Here is a 3,316-nt window from a genome sequence, read left to right as displayed (position 1 = left end):
CCCGCCGCAGCGCAGCGCCCGCCGGCACTCGTCGTCCCCGAGGCCGGAGACGAGTACGACGACCAGCCCGTCACCGGCGCAGCTCACCGACAGCCGGTAGTTGTCGCCCCGCGTAGGCCGTACCTGCCGGACGACAGGCGGCCCGCCCGGCGTCAGCCGGGACCTCTCCCGCCACACGACGTGCGACACCTGGAGCAGACGCGTCGTGCCGTCGTCCTCCACCCGTATCACCACCGAGCGGTCCGGCTCGGCACGCGGCACGCGGCGGTTGTCCAACGCCGCTTCGCGCCCGGCGCGTGGCACCGGACGCGCTGCGCCCGTCGACGGGTCGACCCGCCAGTTGCGCGGGGCCAGATCCACGCTCGCGGGCGCGGCCGACGTGGCCGGGCCGGGCTGCGGGGCCGCCGACCGCCACCAGGCCGAGCCGAGCAACAGCGCCAGGACGGTCAGGCCGGCCAGCAACGCCCGCCCGTCCCGCTCCTCGGAGGCCATGCGGGCAGCGTATCGGCGCGGCGCGACCGGGGCGACCCGTCAGCCCACGCGTTCCAGCAGCGCCGCGTAGAGCGTCAGCCCCGGCCCGAACGCGAGCATCACCACCCAGCGCGGCGGCGACGGCTCCGTACGCCACAGCCGGTCCAGGATCAGCAGCGTCGTCGGGGACGAACAGTTGCCGTGCTCGGCGAGCGTCCCCCGGGAGGCGGCGAGCCCGTCCGGCGGCAGCGCCAGCTCACGCTCCACCACGTTGAGGATCCGCGGCCCGCCCGGGTGCACCGCCCAGCCGTCCACGTCGGAGCGTTCGCACCCGTGCCGTGCCAGCAGCTCGTCGACCAGGGTCCGGACGTGCCGGGAGAGGACCTGCGGCACCTTGGGCGACAGCCCCATCCGGAAGCCGGTGTCGGTGACGTCCCACGTCATGTGGTCGGCCGTGGAGGTGTCGGTGACCGAGGTGACCTCGCGCAGCGCGTACCCCCGGCCCCCGGGGACGACCACGGCGGCGACCGCGGCGTCCGAGAACAGCGCGTGGGAGACGATCTGCTGGGTGTCCACCCGGGCGCCCGGCGGCTGGATGTGCAGGCTGGTCAACTCCGCGCAGAGCAGCAGCGCGGGACGCCCCCGGGCGGTGACGAAGTCGCTCGCCGCGCCCAGCCCGGGCAGGGCCGCGTAGCAGCCCATGTGCCCGACGAACATGCGCTGGGTGCTCGGCGACATGCCGAGGTCCCGGGCGAGCAGGATGTCCAGCCCCGGGGTGGCGTACCCGGTGCAGGAGCAGACGATGAACATCCCGATGTCGGCGGCGTCCAGGCCGGCGGCGGTGAGCGCCCGGCTGACCGCCTCCTTGCCCAGCGGCAGCGCCTCGACCTGGTAGCGGCGCATCCGGCGCTCGGTCGGCCACTCCGAGACGTCCTCCAGCAGCGGGTTGACCGCCGCCTGCCGCCGGGTGACGCCCGAGTTCGCGAAGATCCGCTGCGCCAGCGCCCGGGTGTTCCCCTGGAAGTGCCCCGCGAAGAAACCCGTCCACAGCTCGTCCTGGTCCGCGCCCGGCGGATGCGCCGTACCCAGGCCCGCGATCACCGGCATGCCCACGTCCCCCACCCCTCCCTCATCTCTCGCACCAACCCTGGTCACCCGGCAGCCTTTCGTTCGCGACTGCGGGGCTCGCAAAACCGGCTCGCTCCTCGCGCTTCACCAACGAGGGAGCGCGCTGTCCCGGTCCGGGTCGCCGCCGAGCGCGGCGATGCCGAGCCAGTCGGCGCACACGTCGGACGTGGCCGGGTGCAGCGAGCCGCAGCGGGCGTCCCGGTAGAGCCGCTCCAGCGGATGCCCGCGCCGGGTCGCCGAGGTGCCGGCCGCCTCCAGCATCGAGGCCGCGACCTCGGCGGCGGTGGTGCCGGCCAGCAGCTTGGCCCGCCACACCCAGCGGTTCGTCTCGGCGTCGCCGGGCGCCTCGTCGACCCGGCGGGCCGCCTCGGCGACCACCAGTTCGGCGGCGGCGGTGGCCGCGTCCGCCCGGCCCAGGCGGGCCCGCACCGCGGGCAGCCCGGCGAGGTTGCGGGCGTTGAGGTGCTCGGCGGCCGCGTCGATCGCGGCCCGGGCCACGCCCACGTAGACCGCCGCGTAGCTCGCCACCAGCCAGTGCGGCATGAGCTGCGCGACCACCAGAGCCAGCCCCTCGACGCCGCCGAGCAGCCGGTCGGCCGGAACCGTCACGTCCAGGTGCACGTCGTGCGACGAGGTGGCCCGCATGCCGAGCGAGTCCCAGGTGGGCTCCACGGTGATCCCGTCCCCGGCCGGAACCAGGAACTGCGACACCACCGACTGGTCGGCGGCGCTGCGGGCAGCCACCAGGTAGCCGTCCGGGTGGCCGGCGCCGGAGCAGAACGTCTTGCTGCCCTTGATGTGCCAGCCGCCCTCGACCGGCTCGTAGACGGTGCTGAGCTGCGACAGCCGGGCGCCGGCGCCGCGTTCGCTCATCGCCACCGCGTACCAGGCGCCGTCGGCCGCCGCGCGCAGCAGCCGGTCCCGCGCCGCAAGCGCCTCATCCGGTACGCCGCGCGCCTCGGCCAGTTCCTCGGTGACCGCGCCCAGCGCGCCGGTGACCGAGGCGTGCATGTTGAACACCAGCGCGGTCGCGCCGTTGCCCCGGGCCAGTTCGGTGGCGACCGCCGCGTACTCGGCGAAGCTCGCGCCCGCGCCACCCAGCTCGGGCGGCACCATCAGCCCGAACAGCCCGGCCGCCCGCAGGTCCGCGAAGTCTTCCACGGGGAACGAGCCGTCGCGGTCGTGCCCGGCCGCGCGGGCGGCCAGTCGCGGCGCCAACCGGCGGGCCGCCTCCAGCGCGTGCACAGTCATGTCGCCCCCTTCTCGGCGTCCCTTTACCCCGGGCGGCCCCGGCTACCCGCCCCGGCGCCCCCAGCCCTGGTACAGCACCGCCGCCGACCAGGTCGGCACCATGCGCGGCTCGGTCCTCGCCGGACGGTCGCCGCCGCGCATGCGGCGCAGCAACCAGGCAAGCGTGCCGCCCAACTCCGGGCGGACCCCGCGTACCTCGAGCGACACGCCGTGCCGGGCGCACTCGGCGACGAGCGCGCGGGCGTCGACGAACAACCGGGGGTCGTGGATGCCGCGCGGCACTGTGGGCAGCCGTTCGCCCAGCTCCACCGCGACCAGCCGGGCCAGCAGCGTGTCGTTCAGCGTGTCCAGCACCAGCAGGCCGCCGGGCCGCAGCAGCCGGCACGCCTCGGCGACCGCGCGCCGCCAGTCCGGCACGTGCTCCAGCACCTCTCCGGCGGAGACCACCGCCGCGCAGGCGTCGGTC

General features: G+C 75.9%; 4 protein-coding genes. All 4 read right to left on the bottom strand.

The annotated features are described in order from the left end of the window. Window positions 1–492 (bottom strand): hypothetical protein (locus KBX39_RS27060; RefSeq protein WP_210873173.1); only part of this gene is annotated, 492 nt, incomplete at its 3' end. A 39-nt stretch (window positions 493–531) separates the two neighbouring features. Further along, window positions 532–1,593: a type III polyketide synthase gene (locus KBX39_RS27055; RefSeq protein ID WP_043327920.1), complete on the bottom strand. Its 1,062-nt coding sequence runs from the start codon at window positions 1,591–1,593 to the stop codon at window positions 532–534. A gap of 90 nt (window positions 1,594–1,683) precedes the next feature. Then, a complete protein-coding gene (locus KBX39_RS27050; protein WP_210873171.1) occupies window positions 1,684–2,850 on the bottom strand; it encodes an acyl-CoA dehydrogenase family protein in 1,167 nt (388 codons plus the stop codon). A 42-nt stretch (window positions 2,851–2,892) separates the two neighbouring features. Further along, window positions 2,893–3,316 (bottom strand): methyltransferase domain-containing protein (locus tag KBX39_RS27045; RefSeq protein WP_210873170.1); only part of this gene is annotated, 424 nt, incomplete at its 5' end.

It is taken from the genome of Micromonospora sp. D75 (assembly GCF_018070405.1).
Taxonomy (GTDB): domain Bacteria; phylum Actinomycetota; class Actinomycetes; order Mycobacteriales; family Micromonosporaceae; genus Micromonospora; species Micromonospora chalcea.
This window is presented reverse-complemented; position numbering and strand designations above follow the sequence as displayed.

Coding starts and splice junctions, on each gene's coding strand:
- KBX39_RS27050 (WP_210873171.1), bottom strand. CDS start 2,850: ATGACTGTGCACGCGCTGGAGGCGGCCCGCCGGTTGGCGCCGCGACTG.